The sequence below is a fragment of the Aestuariibacter sp. A3R04 genome (assembly GCF_018860805.1).
In the GTDB taxonomy this organism is placed as follows: Bacteria; Pseudomonadota; Gammaproteobacteria; order Enterobacterales; family Alteromonadaceae; genus Alteromonas.
Map to the genome: position 1 here is coordinate 699,494 of NZ_JAHKQR010000001.1, position 21,965 is coordinate 721,458.

Annotated in this window: 17 protein-coding genes and 1 pseudogene; 9 read left to right on the plus strand and 9 right to left on the minus strand. The window is 47.8% G+C overall.

All coding sequences use genetic code 11. The features are described from left to right. Positions 1-73 precede the first annotated feature (73 nt). The 4 genes from KO518_RS02965 to KO518_RS02980 all read right to left on the minus strand — a co-directional run bounded on the left by KO518_RS02965 (position 74) and on the right by KO518_RS02980 (position 2,667). Entirely contained in the window at positions 74-367 is a 294-nt protein-coding gene (locus KO518_RS02965; RefSeq protein ID WP_216024302.1) for a hypothetical protein, read from the minus strand. Positions 368-727: 360 nt separating this feature from the next. Further along, entirely contained in the window at positions 728-865 is a 138-nt protein-coding gene (locus tag KO518_RS02970) for a hypothetical protein (RefSeq protein WP_216024303.1), read from the minus strand. Positions 866-880: 15 nt separating this feature from the next. Continuing rightward, positions 881-1,798 (minus strand): DUF808 domain-containing protein, encoded by a 918-nt coding sequence (locus KO518_RS02975; protein WP_216024304.1) that lies wholly within the window; start codon positions 1,796-1,798, stop codon positions 881-883. Between the two features lie 68 nt (positions 1,799-1,866). Next, positions 1,867-2,667: a hypothetical protein gene (locus KO518_RS02980; RefSeq protein WP_216024305.1), complete on the minus strand. Its 801-nt coding sequence runs from the start codon at positions 2,665-2,667 to the stop codon at positions 1,867-1,869. Between the two features lie 257 nt (positions 2,668-2,924). Between KO518_RS02980 and glnK the strand changes: the two genes are divergently transcribed. The 3 genes and pseudogenes from glnK to KO518_RS02995 form a co-directional block, all read left to right on the plus strand. Continuing rightward, positions 2,925-3,263: a P-II family nitrogen regulator gene (glnK, locus tag KO518_RS02985; RefSeq protein ID WP_216024306.1), complete on the plus strand. Its 339-nt coding sequence runs from the start codon at positions 2,925-2,927 to the stop codon at positions 3,261-3,263. Positions 3,264-3,293: 30 nt separating this feature from the next. Then, positions 3,294-4,529, plus strand: coding sequence for an ammonium transporter (locus KO518_RS02990; protein ID WP_216024307.1), 1,236 nt, complete (start codon positions 3,294-3,296; stop codon positions 4,527-4,529). A 366-nt stretch (positions 4,530-4,895) separates the two neighbouring features. Further along, positions 4,896-5,166, plus strand: a pseudogene (locus KO518_RS02995) (catalase-related domain-containing protein); the annotation flags it as partial. Between the two features lie 102 nt (positions 5,167-5,268). On the opposite strand, the gene KO518_RS03000 reads toward KO518_RS02995, so the two are convergent. After that, positions 5,269-6,294, minus strand: a complete 1,026-nt coding sequence (locus KO518_RS03000) for a glycosyltransferase family 2 protein (protein ID WP_216024308.1) — start codon at positions 6,292-6,294, stop codon at positions 5,269-5,271. Between the two features lie 148 nt (positions 6,295-6,442). Here KO518_RS03000 and ggt point away from each other — a divergent pair, with 148 nt between their 5' ends. Together ggt and KO518_RS03010 are read left to right on the plus strand one after the other, a co-directional pair. Further along, on the plus strand, positions 6,443-8,146 hold the full coding sequence (gene ggt, locus KO518_RS03005; protein WP_216024309.1) for a gamma-glutamyltransferase: 1,704 nt from the start codon (positions 6,443-6,445) through the stop codon (positions 8,144-8,146). Between the two features lie 68 nt (positions 8,147-8,214). Further along, positions 8,215-9,150 (plus strand): Dyp-type peroxidase, encoded by a 936-nt coding sequence (locus KO518_RS03010; protein WP_216024310.1) that lies wholly within the window; start codon positions 8,215-8,217, stop codon positions 9,148-9,150. Here the strand turns inward: KO518_RS03010 and KO518_RS03015 are convergent. From KO518_RS03015 to KO518_RS03025, 3 genes are read right to left on the minus strand one after another with little or no spacing between them, the layout of a single operon-like run. After that, positions 9,140-10,231, minus strand: coding sequence for an adenylate/guanylate cyclase domain-containing protein (locus KO518_RS03015; RefSeq protein WP_371742233.1), 1,092 nt, complete (start codon positions 10,229-10,231; stop codon positions 9,140-9,142). The genes KO518_RS03010 and KO518_RS03015 overlap by 11 nt on opposite strands. An 11-nt stretch (positions 10,232-10,242) precedes the next feature. Further along, positions 10,243-11,526, minus strand: a complete 1,284-nt coding sequence (gene hemL, locus KO518_RS03020) for a glutamate-1-semialdehyde 2,1-aminomutase (RefSeq protein WP_216024415.1) — start codon at positions 11,524-11,526, stop codon at positions 10,243-10,245. Continuing rightward, on the minus strand, positions 11,526-12,545 hold the full coding sequence (locus KO518_RS03025) for an aspartate carbamoyltransferase (RefSeq protein ID WP_216024311.1): 1,020 nt from the start codon (positions 12,543-12,545) through the stop codon (positions 11,526-11,528). Before KO518_RS03025 ends, hemL begins: the two co-directional genes overlap by 1 nt. Before the next feature lie 297 nt (positions 12,546-12,842). Here KO518_RS03025 and KO518_RS03030 point away from each other — a divergent pair, with 297 nt between their 5' ends. Next, positions 12,843-13,538, plus strand: a complete 696-nt coding sequence (locus KO518_RS03030; RefSeq protein ID WP_216024312.1) for a DUF2982 domain-containing protein — start codon at positions 12,843-12,845, stop codon at positions 13,536-13,538. Between the two features lie 9 nt (positions 13,539-13,547). Here KO518_RS03030 and KO518_RS03035 read toward each other — a convergent pair whose 3' ends face one another. Further along, complete coding sequence (locus KO518_RS03035; RefSeq protein WP_216024313.1) at positions 13,548-16,679, minus strand: hybrid sensor histidine kinase/response regulator; 3,132 nt, start codon at positions 16,677-16,679, stop codon at positions 13,548-13,550. Positions 16,680-16,867: 188 nt separating this feature from the next. Here KO518_RS03035 and parC point away from each other — a divergent pair, with 188 nt between their 5' ends. The 3 genes from parC (at position 16,868) to KO518_RS20160 (ending at position 21,937) form a co-directional block, all read left to right on the plus strand. Continuing rightward, positions 16,868-19,168, plus strand: a complete 2,301-nt coding sequence (gene parC, locus KO518_RS03040) for a DNA topoisomerase IV subunit A (protein ID WP_216024314.1) — start codon at positions 16,868-16,870, stop codon at positions 19,166-19,168. A gap of 83 nt (positions 19,169-19,251) precedes the next feature. After that, complete coding sequence (locus KO518_RS03045) at positions 19,252-19,791, plus strand: heme NO-binding domain-containing protein (RefSeq protein WP_216024315.1); 540 nt, start codon at positions 19,252-19,254, stop codon at positions 19,789-19,791. Position 19,792: 1 nt separating this feature from the next. After that, entirely contained in the window at positions 19,793-21,937 is a 2,145-nt protein-coding gene (locus KO518_RS20160; RefSeq protein WP_371742225.1) for a putative bifunctional diguanylate cyclase/phosphodiesterase, read from the plus strand. The last annotated feature ends 28 nt before the right edge of the window (positions 21,938-21,965 follow it).

Here is a 21,965-nt window from a genome sequence, read left to right on the forward strand (position 1 = left end):
ATCATTGCACTTGCCACAAAAGCGCCAACCGGGCTAAGGGCAAGCAATAGCAGTGCACCGGATGTCATCATCGTTATTCTCCTTCGCTGTTTTCCTGCTCGGCGTGTGCGCTAATGTCTGTGACGGTTATTTCTGCCATCAAAATCTGTTCGCTGATCTCTGGCTCGGCGTTATAAGTGGCGCTTGCAATAAGTTGGGCTACTTCAACATTAATCTCGCTGCGCACGTCTGTAATATGCTGTGACACCACAGCGTTCAGATATTGGTGCAGCGGTGAATGAGTGTTTTGCTCAGCCATGGCCGGGGCTGATAGCGCCGCTGAAGCTGCAATAGTAAGTGCGGTAATTTGACGACGTAAAGTAAACATGTTTCCTCCAAAGATTGTGTTAATAAACTGCACTTCTACTGACTTCATGGCAGTTAATCGTTAAGTCGCAATTACTTTTGCGATAGTTGTGCCATGTTGAATTTTTTTTGCAAGATGTTGAATTTATTTGTTTTTTTAATTTATCTTCAAGGATTGGGTTGCGTAGGGATAAACGCGAACACTAAACTTTAGTTTATTTGACTAAGGGGGTGGTTAAATGGACTAACGACACGGCTAAGCACGAGCGAGAGGTTCGCCCATGCATGTATATGCAACCTCTTCGTTGAGTTGCTGCATGAAGGGCATTTTCCTTTGTTACCGATAGCAGCATTAGCAGTGGGAAGCTAATCGCAAAAGTTGTCAGAGAGGTAAACCACATCGGTTCCTGCCGGGCCACCACTGATCCTTCGCGCTAAAGTACAACAGGGTGAGGGCAACACCCTGCAAACCAGAAAGCGCGAAAATAAGTGGTTTGAGTAGTGCAGATTGCGTGTCCATACACATTTTTGTCCTTTATTGAGGCGCCTGTTTTTTGCGAAATACTGACATTAAAGTAACGATGATAGAACCAGCGATAAAACCCGCCACACCGTCGATAAAAATAGGAGTCACCGTCTCCAGCGCAGGAATCAGCGCTGATATTGACTGGGCCATGTGATGGAGAAATGAAATGTTGTGTGTCAGTATGCCGCCGCCTACAAGGAACATGGCAATAGTGCCCACAAAAGCAAGGGTTTTCATCAACAGCGGAGCTGCTATCAGCAACGCACGTCCACTGAGTCGTTGGAACTGGTTGTAGTTGCCTGTGAGTGATTTTCTCAGTAAATAGAGACCAGCGTCGTCCATTTTTACAATACCAGCCACCAAGCCGTAAACACCGGCGGTAATAGCAACACTTAAGGCACATAATACACCGAGTTGGGTAATCAAATCGGCAGACTGCACGCTCCCTAACGCGATGACAATAATTTCAGCAGACAGAATAAAATCAGTGCGAATGGCACCTTTAATTTTGTCGTTTTCCAGGGCGACAAGATCCACATCTTCCTGGGATAGCTGTGTTAGCCTTGTTTCTCGCTCTACTTCGTCATGGTGGGGGAAAAAGCGATAGAGCACTTTTTCTGCACCCTCGTAGCACAGGTAGAGTCCGCCAAGCACTAACAAAATGGTGATTAGTACGGGAACAATTGCACTGATCAGTAATGCTGCCGGTACAAGGACAACCTTGTTGAGCAATGAGCCTTTTGCCACTGCCCATACTACTGGCAATTCTCTTTCAGCTCTGACGCCTTGTACCTGGTTTGCGTTGAGCGCAAGATCGTCGCCAAGTACACCTGCGGTTTTTTTTGCTGCCACTTTAGACATCACGGAGATGTCGTCTAACAGCGTTGCAATATCATCGATAAGTGCCAGTAAATTTGCTGCGGCCACGAGAATGAGATCCTTGAAAAATAGAGTCTGACGTAGATTAACCACAGTTTGCCCAACTGACAATTAAATCACCGTCTGTTGTCTGGATTTTCCTGTGGTTTTACCCCCTTGTTTAGTCGGGCATCAATAAAGGTGTCAAAGCCGTTTCCGCGGTCCGAACAGGTGACTCGCCCACCGGTAAAGCGGGAAATAACACTGAGTGTTTTGGTTGCCGATGAACTGCAGTCTACATTAACCGGCGGGGGGGCACTGGTGTCTTCTTCTGGCTCATCTTTACGGGTGTCGGTAATGACCGGCGACCGATGTCGTTCACGTCTGTCTCGTGCAGCTTGCTCTGCTTGCGCCTGGCGCTTTTCTGCTTCCAAACGGGAAAAATAACCGTTCAGGGCCTGTCGCGAACTCAGCCTGGGAGCCGTAGAAGTTGACACCGGCGCCGAAGGAACATCCACTGCAACAGGTGCGGTGAGTGGCGATGATGCAGGCGCTTTATTGAGGCTGGGGGCATCGGGGACCTGGAGAATTGGTGCGTTGTTGTCTTTGGTTTGGTTTGAAAGGGGGCTGTCAGAAGCAATCGGAAGACTGTCTTGTTCCGAGCCTGCCGGTTGGTTATGCGTATCGTCACCCTTCATGTCAGGGACGGGGAGAGGCGGAACATTTTCCAATGCAGCTTTTTGTGGCTGCGCCTGATAAAGGGTGGCCACGATGGCCGGCTTATACGCAGGCGGTGCAGGGGCAGGCTTGCGTTCCTGCAGTGCAAGGATTGCTATAAGAGCGAAGTGCAAAACTGCAGACGCAAGCAATACTCGCCCCACTCGTGGACGATCTGAAGGGATGAAATGTGCCCTTTCTGGGCTGAGTACCGGTTGCATAGTGATTTCCATAACGCAAACAAAGACCGCATTTCTCTCAAGTAGTTCCCAAGGGAAATCGTTTTTACAACTCGGTGCACGCATTTGGTGCGCTTTGTTCTGGTTGCATGAATTTGGTGCATCAAAAGCATGGATTTTGAAAATAAATAAATGTAACTATTTGTTTTTTAAGTATTTATATTTATGGCACAGGACTTGTGTTGCAGTCTGTACCCGCCACGTGCGAATACAAGACAAACATTATTTGGGAGCAACACATGAAACTAGTCACAGCTATCATCAAGCCATTTAAGCTGGATGATGTTCGTGAAGCCATTTCAGAAATCGGGATTGACGGTTTAACTGTCACCGAAGTGAAAGGGTTTGGACGTCAGAAGGGACATACCGAGTTATACCGCGGTGCTGAATATCAGGTCGATTTCCTGCCGAAAGTAAAGCTGGAAATTGCCGTTCAGACAGACCAGGTTGAGCGTTTAGTTGAGGCCATCGTAGGTGCAGCGAAAACCGGCAAGATCGGCGACGGTAAAGTATTTGTCTACGATCTTGAACACGCTGTGCGTATTCGTACTGGTGAAGCAGACGCTGACGCACTGTAAAACCACACAATAATAATTGCGGAGAAAACAATGGAAATCACATTTGAACTCGGGTATGCATTAGATACCTTCTATTTCCTGATTTGCGGTGCGTTGGTCATGTGGATGGCTGCCGGATTTGCAATGTTAGAGGCGGGCCTTGTCCGCGCTAAGAACACAACTGAAATATTAACGAAAAACGTCGCTTTGTTTGCGATTGCCTGCACTATGTACATGATCTGCGGATACGACATCATGTACGGTGGCGGTATTTTCCTCGATGGCATTATCGCCGATGGTGCTACTGGTGTGGCTGAAGATGCGGCTACCTACGCGCCTTCTGCAGACTTTTTCTTCCAAGTAGTTTTCGTGGCAACTGCCATGTCTATCGTTTCTGGTGCGGTTGCCGAGCGTATGAAGCTTTGGGCATTTTTGGCCTTTGCAGTAGTCATGACTGGCTTCATTTATCCAATGGAAGGGGCTTGGACTTGGAACGGCGATGCAGTATTCGGTATGTACACATTGGGCGATATGGGTTTCTCTGACTTTGCAGGTTCCGGTATTGTTCACATGGCAGGTGCAGCAGCGGCGTTAGCGGGTGTGCTGGTACTTGGTCCTCGTAAAGGCAAATACACTGCAGATGGCAAAGTAAATGCAATTCCTGGCGCCAACCTGCCGCTGGCCACACTGGGTACTTTCATCTTGTGGATGGGATGGTTTGGCTTTAACGGTGGTTCTGTGCTGGCTACAGCGACTGTTGAGAGTGCTAATGCCGTTGCCGTTGTATTCATGAACACGAACGCTGCTGCCGCGGGTGGCGCTATTGCGGCCCTTATCTTAGCACGTGTCATGTTTGGCAAAGCCGACCTGACAATGGTGCTTAACGGTGCGCTGGCTGGTCTGGTGGCAATTACTGCGGAGCCCTCTACGCCTACCCCACTTCAAGCAACTCTGTTCGGTGCTTTAGGTGGTTTGTTGGTGGTACTGTCAATTGTTTTCCTCGACAAAGTTAAGGTTGATGATCCCGTTGGTGCTATCTCTGTACACGGTGTTGTCGGTTTATTAGGTCTGATCCTGGTTCCTTTCACCAACGACGGTTCAAGTCTGGGTGGTCAGTTACTGGGCGCTGCAACTATCTTTGTATGGGTATTTATTACCAGCCTTATCGTTTGGGTAGCAATTAAAGCCATCATCGGCGTAAGAGTGACAGAAGAAGAAGAGTTTGAAGGCGTCGACGTGAGTGAGTGTGGTCTGGAAGCATATCCTGACTTTACCTCAGGTCGTTAGACTTCAGTCTGAAGTCTCGATTGGGCAAACATAACTAACAATAATAATGCTCAACTCACCATTATTTAGCCCTGCTTATGCGGGGCTTTTTATTTCTCCTTTTAAGTTTATCTATGAAATAAGTGCAATGCTTTTGAAAATTAGATTGACCGATTTCCACACCATGCATGTTCAAAACCTGATCGAATTGGACATCCCCCTGGAAAGCATCACCGTGTTGAAAACAACAACTGCTAGCACAACTGGGTACAGACATTTGATTTAGGAGAGCATGACGAGCGATAAGCCAACACTCACTGCCAGTGCTGGGGCACCAGTTGAATCAAATGAGACCACACGAACAGCTGATCCCTGAGGACCTGCACTGCTGACAGATATTGTCAGGTAGAAAGTGATATTGATTACGTACAGCCAAGAGCCCTTTACAACATGTTTTCTGACGAACAAAAAGAAGGTTTGTATATAAACTATGCTGCTGCAATGGGGCCATGCTCTGACGGTGTCAAAGCGCGTTGGTACGCTGTGTTAGAAAAAGCCCACTAATTACGCAGCCGGTGTGAAAAAGGCCGTGGAAACCCGGGACACAGACGTTAATGCAGTACCTGGGACAGAACAAACACCACTGGAAGATAACTAAGCCGATAATACCAGCCAGAAAAACGCCCGGTCAAAGTAACTGTTGACCGGGCGTTTTGTTTTTTTGTGAAGGTGCGTTTGTAAACCTTAGATTACAAGCTGTTTATGCACTTTGCCGCAAGGCGATAGCGTCGCGCTGTGACTTTTCCACAGGCGCCTCAATGAAAAACTCTGCCATTTCGTCGTCGTCGGGCAAGCGGGTTATTCGCATGCCAGTCTGTTCATAGTCGCTATTGATCAGCCGTAATTCAGCGAACTGAGCAAATACCTTGCTTGTGGGATAGGTTCCCCACTTTTGTTTGAAGGTTTCCGCATTGGTAACAATATCACATAAGTGGTTTACTGGTGGATGGTAATGAGCATGAAACTGCTTGTAAACATATCGGCCGGTGTTGAGTAAGTAGAGTCCTGCCTGGCTACAACGGGCAGCGAAATCCAGGTCACCAAGACCGTACCCGCAATAATCAAGATCGAAGCCCCCTACACGTTCATAATCTTCCCTGGTGATACCAAAAATTGTTGTATCGAATTCGATAAAGGGGATTTTTTCCACCGTACTTTGCTGCAAAGATACGAGTTGCTGTAAGTGATTTTCACTTTTACTGTCAACGGTTTGACTGAGTTGATGAACGTTGGCCGTAACGAGTTTGCCTGCAGTTAAAGATGAAGTCATAGCGCCTAACAGGCTGTCGGGACAGATGCAATCTGCGTCCAAATAGATAATCTTATCGGTTTTACACGTATCAAACCCTCGGTTACGCGCCTTGGCGATGGGAAACGCTTCACTTGCAGCAAAACGGTGCAGAATGGGGAAATGCTCGCTACTTAATAGTGATTCGTCACTGGGAGGTGCCATCCACACAATCACCACTTCTTTGGGTAACTGTTCTGAGCTTTCAATACTGCCAATCAATTTAGACAACTGCTGTGTACGTCGCTTAACAATAGTAACGATACTAAATTCAGTGCTCATGACGTCGTCTCTCTGTCGGTTGTTGTCCCTAATGGACGGATAAGATAAATTCCACAGATACGGTTGTAGTGGCCAGTCTATCTGGAAAAAATAACCAGACCCCGCCACTTGCTGCAAACTTAGCGCCAGGTTGTCCGTTTTCCGTAGAAATGACATTTAACTACCAGAGATATTGGAAAATATTAACCATGCAGCCTGCTATGGCTGCATCAACCTGGGCTTTGTGATAAACAGTAAATTACAGACAACCGGAAATTTTTACAGCCTTCAATAAGCGGAGAGCAACACGGTGCTTGATCCCCATATGTCTACCAAGAACACTATTGTCATATTTATCAGTTTCCTCATTAGTTGGTATGTGTGTGGTTCTGCATTCGCGTACGACAGAATTACGGGAGAAATGTTCGCCAGTCGCTCTGAAGTCATAGCCCAAAATGGCATGGTAGCAACCAGTCAGCCTCTGGCTACACAAGTGGGGTTGGATGTCCTAAAGCGAGGAGGAAACGCCATTGATGCAGCAATTGCTGCAAATGCCATGCTTGGGTTGGTCGAGCCTACAGGCAGCGGTATTGGTGGCGATCTCTATGCGATTGTTTGGGTTGCTGAAGAAAAGAAACTCTATGGGTTAAATGCATCAGGGCGTTCTCCTAAGGCGCTGACGAAAGAAGAGTTTGTTGCCAGAGGGTTGACTAGCATACCCTCTTTCGGTCCACTGCCGGTATCTGTTCCTGGAGCGGTAGACGGCTGGTTTATGCTACATGATAAGTTTGGAACACTTCCCATGACGGCAGTGCTAACCCCTGCCATAGAATATGCAAAAAACGGTTTTCCGGTGTCAGAGGTTATTGCGCACTATTGGCAGATGAATGTGGATCGTATTGGTCACTATGATGGCTTTGCTGACATATTTATGCCTAATGGCAGGGCGCCTCGAAAAGGGGACGTGTTTAAAAATCCCGCTTTGGCAGCTACTTATGAAAAAATAGCCACTGGCGGGCGGGATGCATTCTACAAAGGCGATATCGCCCGCACGATAAGCGCTTATATGAAAGAGCAGGGGGGCTTTTTACGCTATGAAGATCTCGCAACCCACACATCTGACTGGGTTGAGCCTGTTTATGCAAATTATCGCGGTTATGATGTGTGGGAGTTACCCCCTAACGGACAGGGGATCGCTGCGTTACAAATACTGAATATCCTCGAGCACTATGATTTAGAAAGTATGGGTTTTGGCTCTGCTGACTATATCCACACGTTTGTCGAGGCTAAAAAACTGGCTTTCGAAGACAGGGCAAAATTTTACGCCGATATGGCATTCAATGACGTGCCTGTAGACTGGTTGATATCCAAAGAGTACGCTGCTGAGCGACAAGCGTTAATCCAGCCTCATAAAGCAGCAAAAACCGTAGATGCCGGTGTATACGAGGGCGATACTGTATACCTCACAGCAGCAGACCAACAAGGCAATATGGTGTCGCTAATACAAAGTAATTATCGGGGAATGGGCTCGGGTATGACGCCCCCGGGACTTGGCTTCATTCTGCAAAATAGGGGGGAATTGTTTACCCTACAGGACGGTCATGCCAACGTATACGCGCCGGGCAAGCGACCATTCCACACAATAATTCCCGGGTTCGTTAGCCGCAATGGCAAGCCGTGGCTAAGTTTCGGAGTGATGGGCGGAGCCACGCAACCCCAGATGCATGCACAAATTATTGTTAACCTTATCGATTTCGGAATGAACGTGCAAGAAGCCGGTGATGCGCCGCGGGTATTGCACTCTGGCTCAAGCACTCCCACCGGAACCTTAATGATGGGCGGTGGCGAAGTGCACTTGGAATCGGGCATTGACGAGAAAGTTAAACGGGCGCTGATGTCAAAGGGCCATAAACTGTCACCTGCCACAGGAATTTATGGCGGCTACCAGGCAATAATGTGGGACGATGAGCGAAAAATTTATATCGGCGCGTCGGAAAGTCGAAAAGATGGACAAGCCGCAGGCTATTGAGCCACACTTAGGGCAATTGCCTAAAAAGAGCCCAGAGCTCAATAACTAAAGGCGAATGGAACAGAACCATGAGTCAACCTCAAAAAGGGGTATGTGCGGAGCCTAATTTACACGCGCAATACCTGTTGCTCAATGTAGTCGATGACGATGCGGATACTGTACGCGGTAAACTCGCTCGTGTACTGGATATCTTTGAGCATTACGAAAACGAACATTATGAAGCGATGCTTACCGGCATGGTCGCCATAGGGTCTGCTTTTTGGCCAGAGCTCTATCCGGGATTATTGCCATCTGAACTAGCGCCTTTTCCCGATATGCAATGCGAAGACCGAACCGCGCCGTCAACGCCCTGTGATTTATTTATACAGATCCGCGCAGACAGGTTGGATATTTGTCATGCCGTTGGTATGGAAGTAATGGAACTATTGCGTTTACATGTTGAGCTGGTGGAGGAAGTCAGAGGATTCAGATTTCTTGATGGGCGTGATTTAAATGGTTATGTGTATGCCGCGGATAATCCGCGGGGCATGTTACGCCGAAAAGTTGCGGTTATTGAAGAAGACGAAAGTGAGTTTGTGGGCGGCAGTTATGTGCATGTTCAGCGTTTTCGTCATGATTTGCGCCGCTGGGAAAGTTTGTCGGTGCGGCAGCAAGAACAGATTATGGGCAAAACGAGAGAGCACAACCTCAATAGCTCGGAACAGAATCCGATGTCACATTGCATTCGTGCCAACACTATTGCAGGTGACAGTGATTTGCCCGGGTTAATAAAGCAAGGCATGCCCTACGGAGATCTCACCAAACAGGGGTTGTTCTTTGTGAGTTGTTCCGCCAGCGCCAGACCATTTAAAGCCATGCTGTACAGCCAGGTCTTTGGCACGGGGGAAGGGGATTACGACCGTTGGCTTGATTACACCAGCGCTGAAACCGGCTGCGCGTTTTTTGCCCCGTCCCTGCATTTCATTCGGGCTCAGGCTAAGCGCAGTGAGGCAACTAACGATTGATATTGAGGGCACCGTCCCAGTCTTTTTCCAATTTTGTGCCCCGGTACTGCAGGCAAACGTCAATATGGTGTTTCGGCAGCATGTCGTTCGGGCTGATTTCCTGTGCTTTCATGAAGTGTGCCAGAGCTTCATCCCATTCTTGTCGTATCCGACAAGCCAGACCTGCTGCGATTTGTGTCTGCACAGCCAAACGTTCACGCTGCTCCTGCTCACTTAAGTGCTCAAGCACTTCGTAAACTTCTATGGCCTTACGGCGCCCTTTCACTCTTACCCAGTCGAGCAGCCGGGTTTTAATAGGGTAATCTGCACCAACGGTTTCCAGCAGTTGGGCGCTGACAATAATATCTGCATTGTATTTTGGGGTGAGGGATTCAAGGCGGTAAGCGATATTTACGGAATCGCCAATGACTGTCGTGTCCATGCGATCGTCCGACCCAACTGTACCAATGATCACTGGGCCATAGTGAATACCAATTCCCATGTTAATTGGCACATATTCACAATTGTCCCGGTGTGAATTGTACATTTCCAAGGCTTTTCTTAGGTCGATAGCGGCTTTTAGCGCATCTCGGGCTTTGTCTTGATTTGAGCCGCCGGGATGGTCGAACAGCGCCATAATGGCATCACCGATAAACTTGTCAATGAAGCCCCGGTTTTGGTGTATGGGGTCGTTCATACGCAGGAAGTACGAATTGAGAAAACGCATAAGTTCCTGCGGCTTTAGGCGTTCTGACAACCCGGTGAAGCCTCTGATGTCACAAAAAAGAATCGCTACTTCGTCTTCATCCGCATGGCCAAGCTCGAGAGTAGCGCTACTGCCGTGTTTAGCAAAGTGTTCGACAAATTGTCTGGGGACAAATTTCTGGAAATTTTGACTGAGTTGCATCGCTTCGTTGGCTTTTTCCAGATAGCTGGCTTCTCTTTCCTGGTCTGACTCTAAAATGGGGGTGTTGCGGGGGCTTGTATGCGCGATGATGTCGAGCAATTCGTGGTTCTGCCGTCTGTTTTTAATATACACAACGGTGATGATACAAGCGTAAATCACCGCAACAATGGTAAAAAAAACAGATAAACTCACAATGCCCCCAACAACTACTTCAGTTTGCCAAGCACACTATCTGCGGCTGCTAGTGTTTTGTCAATGATATCTGCGCTGTGCATCTTCGAGACAAAGCCTGCTTCGTAAGAAGCGGGCGCCAAATAAACACCATGATCCAGCATACCGTGGTAAAACACCTTGAACTGTTCTTGGTTGCAATTAATCGCTTGCTGGTAGTTTGTCACCCGCGGGATATCAGTAAAAAACAACCCAAACATGCTGCCTGCAACATTGGTACTCATCGGGATCCCATGACCTTTGGCTATGTCCTCCATGCCCTCTGCCAGAGCCTGGGTTTGTGCAAAAATACCCTGGTACATAACGTCGTCATCAAGCTGGGCCAGAGCGGCGAGTCCGGCGGCCATGGCAACCGGGTTGCCCGACAGTGTCCCCGCCTGATAGACTGGGCCTGTAGGTGAGATGTGTTCAATAATTTCACGACGCCCGCCGAATGCACCAACCGGCATGCCACCACCGATGACTTTACCTAAACAGGTCAAATCGGGTTTAACTTGGTAATAGGCCTGTGCACCGCCTTTTGCAACCCGAAAGCCTGTCATCACTTCATCGAAAATTAACACACAGCCATAGTCGTCACAGATTTTTCGCAGGCCTTCCAGGAACCCCTCTACAGGTGGAATGCAGTTCATGTTACCGGCAACCGGCTCAACGATAATACAGGCGATATCATCGCCGTGGACGGAAAATACTTCGGCAACACTGTCGAGGTTATTATATTCAACGGTCAGTGTATGCTGGGCAACGTCGGCAGGAACGCCCGGTGAGCTGGGTACACCAAAGGTAAGTGCACCAGAGCCAGCTTTAACCAACAGGGAATCGGCATGGCCGTGATAGCAACCTTCAAACTTCACCAGTTTGTTTCTGCCGGTGAAGCCCCTTGCCAAACGAATGGCCGACATAGTGGCTTCTGTTCCGGAATTCACCATGCGTACCATTTCCATAGAAGGCACCATGGCACTGACCTTTTCAGCCATGATGATTTCCGCTTCCGTGGGGGCGCCAAAGCTCAAGCCGTTTTGCGCTGCGCTTATCACTGCTTCGCGAATCGCGTGGTTATTGTGCCCTAATACCATCGGCCCCCAAGACTGGACGTAATCGATGTACTGGTTGCCATCAGCATCCCAAATATAGGGGCCATCGGCTTTGGTGATAAAACGAGGCGTTCCACCTACCGCTTTGAATGCTCGTACCGGAGAATTTACGCCGCCGGGAATAGTTTTTTGCGCGCGGCTAAAAAGGGCTTCAGATTTTGAAATCATAATGACTGACTCTTGTTGGTATACCACACAACTTCGCGCTCGTATTTGCTCACAAGATCATCAACACCGAGAGTGAGGGCAAATAACGCCATACGCACTAAGACCCCGTTATCCGCTTGTCGGAAAATGGCAAGATTCGGGTTCGAGTTTAAATCGTTGTCCAGTTCATTCGCTTCCATGCGGGAATCCCGGGGAAGGGGGTGCATAATGACGGTTTTGGACTGAAAGTGGCGGGTATAAATAGACTGGTTTAAGCGGAATCGTCCGCGATATTTGTTGGCTTCTGCCTGAGAAGTAAAACGTTCTTCCTGAATTCGGGTTTGGTAGCAAATATCGGCATTCACTACTCCTTCAATCTGGTTCGTTACTGTTAACTTGTGACCGGCGTTTTCAATGGCAGATATGACATTGTCCGGCATGGCTAATTCTTTTGGTGAGATAAGGGTAAAGTGAATATTCTTGTATAAGCACAGTAACTTTGACAGAGAGTGTACGGTCCTACCGTAACGCAGATCGCCAATCATGGCGATGTGCAAGCCATCAATTTGCTTTCCGTTGTACTCTAACTCTCGCTTAATGGTAAACAGATCCAGCAATGCTTGAGTGGGGTGTTCATTTGCCCCGTCGCCGCCGTTCAGCACAGGTACGCGACTGCCTTCTGAAAACTCGGCAACAGAGCCCGCCTGGGGATGACGCATGGCGATAATATCTGAATAGCCACTGAGTACCCTGGCGGTGTCAAACAGCGATTCTCCTTTTGCCAGCGCAGAACTGCTCATACCAGTGGTTTCTCTTACTTCACCGCCAAGCAGGTTAAATGCCGTCCCAAAGCTTACTCTGGTGCGAGTACTCGGCTCAAAGAACAGATTGCCCAGAATCGCACCGTCCAGAACTGTGGTGCGTTTTTGTCGCCTTGCGTAGGGTTCCATAGAGTGCGCCACGTGGAAGATTTTTTCGATGGCGTCGCGGTCGAATTGATTGACCGAAAGGACATGATTGCCAGTAAATTGTGACATAGTGCTCTCAAAAATGAAGTAAACCCGCTTAGTCTATCAAATTCAAACTAGGCTGTAGAACAAACTTTGTTAAGGATTGCACAACGACAAGGTGAGCTTGCGCTGTTGGCGCTTTTTTGCGTTACAATGCTGACAGGTAAGAACAACACACGCATCTTCAGCGTAGAGACATGAAAGAAAAAAAAAGCGTTCATGGTGAACGGCTGCGCAAATATGGCTGGCAGACTAATTGTCCACAGTGTCAGCGCATCCGGCTTATCCTGATTTGGGCAATAATTATGTTTGTGGTGTACTTTTATGTCTGGAATTAACTCTGCCGCTCCTATCCTTGTAAGGGCAACCTCCAAGAGCAATGGAATTACAGCTTGTGTGCTAGGGGGCTCTGGGCTTTTGCTCTCTGCATTTTGGTTAAAATACATGCCTGAGTGGTTGTTCTTAGCTGGTATTTTTCTTACCAGCGCGTCTATTGTTTCCCTGCTCATAGGTTGGTTTAAAATTCGCGAACCTCAGTACAGCATTGAGATATCACCTGAGGAAATTCGTTACCACCACCGATTGGGCAATTGGTTTCTTCACTGGGACAATATCCAACGAATAGATTGCCCTCGTGTTCAGCAGGGGCTTGAGCATGTGGAATTAGAAGCGGTGGGGATAAAAATCATAAATTATGCTGATTTTCTGCGCACTATTTCTCCGCGTCTGGCTACGCACCTGCTCATGGAACAACGCCCACTGTTAATGCACAGCAAGGAAGAAAGTTGTGCTACCGGGGGGTGTTACAACCACACTATGTTCGACGATAAGCAGTTTTCTACGCCCGAAGGTGAAACATTTACCGGGGTTAAAGCCATGTTGGCAAACCGCATGCAAACACTGCGCGCATCGCTGGGATACGACATCTATATATCGGCTGCAGATATTGACCGCGATCCCCCTGCCTTTGTGGTTCTACTTCGCGAATGCCAGCAGGCGAGACTGTTGTCAGTTGAATAATTCAGTGTGTTACGTCATGTCGTGTATAAAGCCGTCGACTTCGGAAATAACAACATTTGCTTCAGTTAGTAGTGCAGGCAGGTGCTCAGCCACGAGAAACTTCTGATCCAACTTGAGAGCGGTTTCCAGTTCATCGGCCAGAGCCTGTAACTTGGGGACGCCTGTATAACAGCACGCACCGTGTAACTTGTGAACTTCAGCTTTCAGTCCTTCAAAATCTCTTTTTTCCCACAACTGTTTCAAAGTCGCTATTGTTTCTGGTAACAGTGCTTTGAAGTCCTGCAGCATCATCTTTGCTGTTTCAGGCTGATGATTTGTGCGCTTGACGGCCAGTTGCCAATCCATGGACGGCAGCGCCAGGGCTGCAGGTTCGCAGCTCTGACACCAGCGCCTGATGAGATCAAGTAGCTGACCCATTTCCATGGGTTTGGGTAAATAGTCGTCCATCCCCGAAGCCAGAAGACGCTCCTGTTCTTCTTTAAAGGCATGTGCTGTAACGGCGACAATGGGGGTGCCCATGTTAAGCGCGGTTTTTCTAATGAGTCGTGAGGCTTGGAGGCCATCCATCCCTGGCATTTGTACATCCATTAGAATTAGGTCGTATTCTGTACTGTTACAATGATTTACGGCGTCTTGGCCGCTCATCGACGTAGTGAGTGACACCGGCGAGTTACCCAGCCAGGCGTCGAGCAACTTCAAGTTCATTTCCATGTCGTCTACCGCCAGAATACGCACTGCAGGTAATGTATTTACCTTTTCGTGCAAGGGGTTTTTCTTTTTCGCCAGTTTGTGATGGAGAATGCTTTCCAGCTTGCTGATGGTAACTGGCATTCTCACCTGTTCGTGGAAGTGCTGGGTCAGGCTGGGGAGTTGATTAAACGGCTCCTGGCCTGAATACCACAAAATGCGTTTTTTAGCGGGAAACTCCACGAGTTCAGCTAAGTATGCATTGCGTTGGGAAAGACGAGAGCCGGGCAGGGTTGCGAAGAGTAAATCAGCCTGACTGGTTAACGTACGCAAAAAAGCAACAGTTTCGACACTGGTTACCTTGGCGCCCATGTGGGTCAGCATACTCACGGTTGCCCGTCGAGTGTCGGGTATAGGGTCGAAAACCACTACCCGTTTGCCGATCCACTCAGCATGAGGGCCTAAAGAAAACTTCTGACTAAGCTGATTGGTCCTTAGTGTAATATCAAATACACTTCCCAGTCCTGGCGCACTTTTTAACTCCAGCTCGCCGCGCATTAGCCTGACGAGTTCCCGGCAGATGACCAATCCCAAGCCAGTGCCCTGATAATTTCTGTTGAGGGAATCATCGACCTGAGAAAATGCGTTGAAGAGTTTTTTCTTATCTTGGCGGCTAATACCGATGCCGGTGTCTTCAATTCTAAACGCAAGTTCATAAATACCATGCGGCAGTGATTTCCCCGTAGCCGAGAGGGTAATGTTGCCACTGGGTGTGAATTTTAGTGCGTTGCTTAGTAAGTTGTTCAGAATTTGCTTAATTCTGAAAACATCACCAATGAGCTTTTCTGGCAAAGGGGTTAAATTAAATACAAACTCCAGTTTTTTCGAATGGGCGGATTTTGACATCAGCGTCACCATGTCTTCCAACAGTTGGTTGGGAGAAAACGGCTGATTATTAATGGTGAGTTTACCGGCTTCAATTTTCGAGAAATCAAGTACATCATTGACAATGCTCAGCAGGTTGTCGGCCGCGGTATTAATAATTCTCACCTGTTCTTGCTGTTCCACTGGCAGTGCTGCATGGGTAAGCTCTTTGCTGAAGCCGAGGATTGCGTTGAGTGGCGTGCGAATTTCGTGGCTCATGTTTGCCAAAAATTGTGATTTTACATTGCTGGCTTTAATGGCATCTTTTCGGGCGATGTCCAGCCGGGCATTCTGTTCTTCTATGAGCTCCATGTTGTTGCGCAGATCATTGGTGGCCTGATCGACTTCTGATTCAAGCTGACTGCGGCTTTTGTCCATAAGCGCAAAAGAAAACAGGCCGGCTTCGAGAAATACGCCCACTTGAAAACAGTAGGTTGTGAAGTCGTTGGATGGCAAAATTCCAATGAGACTTAACATCCCAATGGCCGCGCCGAATGCCAGCATAGTCCAGGCAAAGATAAAATAACGAGCTGGTTTGAAGTGGTTGAGGAAGGCTTCAAAACCGGCATAAATGTAGCTACATATAGCTATAAGGCCCACGCCGTAAACCAGATTGTTTTTCCAGATATGAGGCAGAATATCCAGTGCGCAGCTCATGCCGACCATAAGTTGCAGCCCCAACAGCATCGCAATAATAGGGTGAGCGTTTTGGCAATGGATACGGGTTTCTAAAAATGTCATTGTAAACACGCCGGAACTTATACCGATCAAAACGAAAATGAGTTCCGTGTGCAAAGCAAACCATGGCTCAACGCCATTAGGGAAGAGCAGATGTACGTGGCCTCCCCAGACGAATTGCCAGAGTATAACGGCAATAATGTAGCCAACGTAGGCGAGCAGGGCGGGTTCTCGGGCGCCGAGGAAAAGTACACAATTATAGATAGCGAGTATGATCAACCCACCGTAAAAAAGCCCCCAAAGCAGACTGTCGAGTTGAGTGCTATAGCTGTGTAGTTTTTCCGGCATAACCGTTAAAGGTACGATTAGGCCGGATGAGGCACTTTCCACGCGGATGTACAGATCCAGAGGTTGATTCACCGGTAGAATGGAGCGCAGCGTGGGTGTGCGAAAGATCTGTTCTTTTTGTAGCTTTCCTTGGTGACTTTGTTGCAGTACTTGGCCGTTTTGCACCAGATACATATCTACTTTGTCGAGTTGACTAAAATTAATATTGAACACCCAGTCTTCGATATTGCTGGCGTTGCTCAGCCGGGTTACCAACCACAGCCCACGAGCCTGAAACCCAAAATTCGGATTGCTGTTGCTGTACCAACGAAAATCTGGTCTCCGCTTTACCGCCTCACTAATGGTGAGCTGAATATCACTCTCGTAATAGATTTCGAAGTTGTCAGTTAAATGAGTTTCTGTGTCTTCATTAATAAGCTGCAATGTTGATTGTGCCTGCACAGGAGCAGACGAAGCCAACAATAAAGTCAGTAAAAAGAGCCAGGGCAAGAGAGCTGCGCGCATAGTATTATTTTCATTATTCCTGTTAACGGGTATTAAACCATTACCGTATCTATTTGTACAAAAGTAACCGGTAACAGGTCTCTGATTTAACCTCTTGGAGAGGAGGAGCAAGGAGTGTATTGCGAATCGTCAGGGTTTGGCTCACAATGGCTAAAAAGCAGTTAACCACCGAATAACGAAAAGCACGCATGAGCGACGACATTATCATTAATGGGGAAGGTGTAGAACAACTCCCCTTGCGCAGATTTACCGAAGACGCCTATTTGAACTATTCCATGTATGTCATCATGGACCGGGCGCTACCACATATCTCAGATGGTCTTAAGCCAGTACAGCGACGCATTATTTATGCCATGAGTGATCTCGGGCTCAGTGCCACCGCGAAGTATAAAAAGTCTGCCCGGACTGTGGGTGATGTATTGGGTAAGTTCCACCCTCACGGTGATTCCGCTTGTTACGAAGCAATGGTGCTGATGGCACAACCCTTTTCTTATCGCTATCCGTTGGTGGATGGCCAGGGAAACTGGGGGGCACCGGACGATCCAAAGTCATTTGCGGCTATGCGTTACACCGAAGCAAGGCTTTCCCGTTTCAGTGAGGTGTTACTGAATGAACTGGGCCAAGGTACGGTTGATTGGGCGCCTAACTTTGACGGCACGTTAAAGGAACCCAAGGTGCTACCTGCACGCCTGCCTCACATTTTGCTCAACGGCGTGACGGGCATTGCCGTAGGGATGGCTACAGACATTCCACCTCACAATGTGCGAGAAGTGGCCAATGCCTGTGCCATGTTACTCGACAACACTAAAGCGGAACTGACGGATGTTCTGGCCCACATTCAAGGGCCTGATTATCCAACTGATGCGGAGATTATCACGCCGCGAAGTGATATTCGCAAGTTGTACGAAACCGGGCGAGGTTCGGTAAAAATGCGCGCTGTGTATCATGAAGAAAATGGTGATATTGTTGTTACTGCCTTGCCTCATCAGGCATCGGGAGCCAAAGTGCTCGAGCAAATTGCCGCCCAAATGCAGGCAAAAAAACTACCTATGGTGAGTGATCTTCGGGACGAATCGGACCACGAGAATCCAACGCGGCTCCTTATTACCCCCCGTTCTAATCGCGTGGACAGTGAACAGCTGATGCAACACTTGTTTGCTACCACAGATTTAGAAAAAAGCTACCGGGTTAATTTAAACATGATTGGTCTGGATGGCCGACCACAAGTTAAAGATCTGAAAACCATTCTCAGCGAATGGTTGGTTTACCGGAAAAATACCGTTATCCGTAGGCTTCAGTATCGTCTTGACAAGGTAATGGCGCGCTTACATATTCTCGAAGGCTTAATGATAGCCTTTTTGAATATTGACGAAGTGATCGAGATCATTCGAACCTTCGAAGAACCAAAGGCAGAATTAATACGCCGTTTCTCACTCTCCGATAAACAGGCAGAAGCGATCCTTGAACTCAAACTTCGTCACCTGGCGAAACTCGAAGAAATGAAAATTCGAGGTGAACAAGATGAATTGGAAAAGGAGCGTGAACACCTGCAAACATTGCTGGGTTCAGATCGTCGTTTAAAAACGCTGATCAAAAAAGAAATACTGGCGGATGCTGAAAAATACGGCGACGATCGTCGTTCGCCCCTGGTGGAGCGTGGAGAAGCGAAAGCCTTGTCTGAGAAAGAGCTTATTCCTTCCGAAGCGGTTACTGTCGTGTTGTCTGAGAAAGGATGGGCGCGGTGTGCCAAAGGCCATGATGTTGATGCACAAGCACTGAGTTATAAAGCCGGAGATGGTTACTTGGCCAGTGCAAAAGGGCGCAGTAATCAACCCGCGGTATTTTTGGATTCCTCCGGAAGAGCCTTCTCTTGTGATGCACACAGCCTGCCTTCAGCTCGAAGTCAAGGTGAGCCGTTAACCGGTCGTTTCAGTGTGGTTGGGGGCGAGCACTTTATTGATGTGATCATGGGTGATGAAGACCAGCGGTATCTTGTCGCGTCTGATGCGGGGTACGGTTTTGTGGGCAAATTTGCTGATATGATCAGCAAAAATAAAGCCGGTAAAGCGTTTCTTACCCTACCCACAGCCGCGAAAGTGATGTCTCCACAAAAAGTGAACAACATCGAGTCAGATTGGTGTTTATCTGTTAGCAATGAAGGTCGAATGCTACTGTTTCCGTTGCGTGATTTGCCGAGTCTGGCGAAGGGAAAGGGCAACAAGCTCATTAATATTCCTACTGCCAAAGCGCAAACCCGAGAAGAGTTTATGTCAGCCGTAACTGTTGTGCCAGAGGGGGCATCGGTGAAAGTGATTGCAGGTAAGCGAAGTATGACGTTAACGCCGTCCGATTTAGTACATTATCAGGGAGAAAGAGGCCGTAGAGGGAATAAATTGCCCCGCGGACTACAGCGGGTAGATGACATTGTTGTGGAACACTCTCTTGGAGAAACACCGGAAAGTGAAGCAGAGTCTGACTCTGACATATAATTCATACCAATGGTTAGCTTGTCTAATGAGTGCCATGCACTACACTGATAGTTGGCCAGAATGGGGATGAATCAGGTTAGGTTATGCTGGGAATTGTATTTACAACGCTTATAGAGATGCTGGAAGAAAAAGTATCTCCCGAGTTTGCCGATGAGGTGATCACCGAGGCAAAGCTCGAAAATGATGGTGCTTATACTGCGGTTGGCTACTACCCGTTTTCAGAATTACAAAAACTCGTGGGCGTGTTGGTGAACAAAACTGGCAAACCTGTGGATGTATTATTATACGAATTCGGCATTTATCTGTTTGGAAAGCTTGCCAAGGCCCATGGACAGGTAATGGCCGGACGAGATGGCATATTGGATGCTCTTTCGGTTCTGGACAATGACATTCACGTGCAAGTGCGCAAGTTGTACCCAGATGCTGATTTGCCCACTTTCAAGGTAGTGGCGCAAACAGACAAGACCATGCGGTTGCAATATTACTCGACTCGGGAACTTGCATCGCTCGCAGAGGGGTTGATGGATGGTGCAGCGGCTCATTTCGGGCAACGTATTTCACGTACTACTGTTAAATTAGACCAAGCACACACGTACGAATTCTCTATTACTGTGGAGGACTAATGTGTCTGAGCATGGAGAAAGCAAGGAAGTTTCATCTTTAAAACGCAGACTCAATCGTGAAAAGCAGGCCAGACTTCAGGCCGAATCACTTTTAACGGAAAAGAGTGAGGCGCTTTTTCGAGCCCTACAGGAAAGCCAAAGTACCGAAAAACGGTTGAAACTGGCACTTTGGGCAGCACAAGAAACGCTTTGGGAATGGGATGCCAGTTCTGATCGAATTTCTATTCGCGCATTTTCTCTCCACGACGTTAAAGAAACCATTATTGAAAGTGATCCTTTCTCACTGTTAACTTACATCCACGAAGACGATATACATTATCTGCAATTTCAGTGGGCGTTAGTGTTGCATTGTGAGCAAGAGCACCTTGAAGTCTCTTTCCGTTATCGCCATAAGGCGGAATACCTGTGGATGCGATTGCGGGGCCGGGTATTAGAACGCAATGCATTTGGTTCAGCAACTCGAATTGTAGGCACCACTCGGGATATTACTCTCGAGCGTGAAGCTGAACAGAGTTTTCACCTCATGGCGTCAGCCTTCGCCAGTTCCAGAGAACCCATGTTGGTTTTGTCTGCTGGCTTTACGGTAACCGAATGTAATAATGCATTCCTGAGTATGCTGAATTTAAGAGAAAAATCAGAGTGCTTTGGCTGGCCACTATCTATGTTGCTCGCAGATGCTGATGAGCATACTGACAGGCTCAATGAGCATCCCATCAGATTCGAGACCAGGCTCAAAGTCACCTCGAAGAAGCAACTAACAGTAGATGTATCATTGGCAAAGTTTGAAACGCGTTATCAAAAAAAGCCTTACATCATTGCCACAATTAGAGATGTTTCAGAGAGAAAACTCAATGAAACCCGTTTAAAGCAAATGGCGCTATACGATCCGTTAACCGGACTGTTTAATCGCAATGGTCTCAACGACGTGTTGAAGCACTATCTACAGGGCAATAGTGACTTTTCATTGCTGTTTGTCGATCTCGATGGCTTTAAGCTAATTAACGACGGCGCGGGGCATGAATCAGGCGACAGATGTCTTAAAGAAGTTGCAAAGGTCATGGAAGTTGCACCAGCGATAAATAAAGTGGTCACGCGTTGGGGCGGTGATGAGTTTATAATTATTTTGCCCGGAAGCAAGCCTGAAACAGCGGTCAATTTTGCTCATGCCATCATTACTGCCATTGAGGGGCTCACGCTTGAAACTCAAGACAGCGATTTAGCCCTTTCAGCCAGTATTGGTATTGCAAGTTACCCATACCATGGCACCACCGCAGAGCGCTTGATTCAAAATGCTGATGCCGCCATGTATCTTGCGAAAGGCCGCGGGAAAGGTCAGATTAGTGTCTATGAAGATGGTTTATGGGAAAGTGTAAAAGCCAAAGTCAGTCTTCTTTCGGATTTGCGCAAGGCAATTAATCAGGAGGCTTTGGAATTTTATGTTCAGGGTAAATACGATTTGCACGGTGTATTAAAGGGGGGAGAGTTGCTTTGCAGATGGCATTCTTCGCTGCACGGTAATGTGCCACCAGACGTTTTTATTCCCTTGGCAGAGGAAAATAAACTCGATTTTCACATTGGATTGCTCAGTTTACATCGCGCCTGTGAATATTTGAAAGAACTCGATGCCGAACGAGAGCTTGTGCAGTTGGCTGTAAATATTAGTGTCAATCAGTTACTCGACCCTCTGTTTCCCAGTCAGGCCGCGGCCATTTGTCGCGAGCACAATATCTCACCAGCACTCATTGAAGTTGAGCTAACAGAGTCCATCTTCATTCAAGATGCCGAGCGCGCTATCGAAGCCTTATCCTTACTGCGAAACAAAGGGTTCAGCCTGGCGATGGATGATTTTGGCAGTGGATTTTCTGCACTTAGCTATCTGCGAATGTTCTCCTTCACTACTGTAAAGCTCGATCGCAGCCTACTGAAAGACATTCACTATGACCAAAAAGCACTGGCTCTCTTTCAGGGTATCATTGCCATGCTAAAGCGGTTGGAAATTCAAACAGTAGCTGAAGGGGTGGAGTTATCTGAGTACCTGCCGATTCTGCGGGACGCAGGTGTCGATTTGTTACAGGGGTACTACTTCGACAAACCATCACCGTTTCGCGAGTTTTTGATAAAACTGCCCACACGGGTTTATGACTAGTACAATGGCTAAATTAGCGCGTGTTGTC

Coding starts and splice junctions, on each gene's coding strand:
- KO518_RS03045 (WP_216024315.1), top strand. CDS start 19,252: ATGCTGGGAATTGTATTTACAACGCTTATAGAGATGCTGGAAGAAAAA.
- KO518_RS02965 (WP_216024302.1), bottom strand. CDS start 367: ATGTTTACTTTACGTCGTCAAATTACCGCACTTACTATTGCAGCTTCA.
- KO518_RS03010 (WP_216024310.1), top strand. CDS start 8,215: ATGAGTCAACCTCAAAAAGGGGTATGTGCGGAGCCTAATTTACACGCG.
- KO518_RS03030 (WP_216024312.1), top strand. CDS start 12,843: ATGTCTGGAATTAACTCTGCCGCTCCTATCCTTGTAAGGGCAACCTCC.
- KO518_RS03025 (WP_216024311.1), bottom strand. CDS start 12,545: ATGTCACAATTTACTGGCAATCATGTCCTTTCGGTCAATCAATTCGAC.
- parC (WP_216024314.1), top strand. CDS start 16,868: ATGAGCGACGACATTATCATTAATGGGGAAGGTGTAGAACAACTCCCC.
- KO518_RS02980 (WP_216024305.1), bottom strand. CDS start 2,667: ATGCAACCGGTACTCAGCCCAGAAAGGGCACATTTCATCCCTTCAGAT.
- ggt (WP_216024309.1), top strand. CDS start 6,443: ATGTCTACCAAGAACACTATTGTCATATTTATCAGTTTCCTCATTAGT.
- KO518_RS02990 (WP_216024307.1), top strand. CDS start 3,294: ATGGAAATCACATTTGAACTCGGGTATGCATTAGATACCTTCTATTTC.
- glnK (WP_216024306.1), top strand. CDS start 2,925: ATGAAACTAGTCACAGCTATCATCAAGCCATTTAAGCTGGATGATGTT.
- KO518_RS03000 (WP_216024308.1), bottom strand. CDS start 6,294: ATGTCATTTCTACGGAAAACGGACAACCTGGCGCTAAGTTTGCAGCAA.
- KO518_RS03035 (WP_216024313.1), bottom strand. CDS start 16,679: ATGCGCGCAGCTCTCTTGCCCTGGCTCTTTTTACTGACTTTATTGTTG.
- KO518_RS02970 (WP_216024303.1), bottom strand. CDS start 865: ATGGACACGCAATCTGCACTACTCAAACCACTTATTTTCGCGCTTTCT.